The sequence below is a fragment of the Burkholderia cepacia genome (assembly GCF_001039005.1).
In the GTDB taxonomy this organism is placed as follows: domain Bacteria; phylum Pseudomonadota; class Gammaproteobacteria; order Burkholderiales; family Burkholderiaceae; genus Burkholderia; species Burkholderia theae.
Window position 1 is genome coordinate 1 of sequence record NZ_LDWR01000053.1, and the last position, 250, is coordinate 250.

1 protein-coding gene is annotated in these 250 nt (G+C 58.8%); it reads right to left on the reverse strand.

All coding sequences use genetic code 11. The features are described 5' to 3' along the window. Nucleotides 1-250 (reverse strand): hypothetical protein (locus VL15_RS42825; protein WP_048250068.1); only part of this gene is annotated, 250 nt, incomplete at both ends.

Genomic DNA, 250 nt, shown 5'->3' on the forward strand with positions numbered 1-250 from the left:
TGTCGTCGGCCAATAGTTCGATTTCGTCGCTGTCCACGTCGACGTCGACGGGTATCAGTTCGCTGTCAACCGGCCTGAGCTCGACCAATAGCTCGGTGTCGTCGTTGTCGACTTCCACGTCGACCGGCTTGTCATCAGCCAACAGCTCGATTTCTTCGTTGTCTACGTCGACCTCGACGGGTATCAGCTCGCTGTCGACCGGCCTGAGCTCGACCGATAGCGCCGTGTCATCGCTGTCGACTTCCACGTC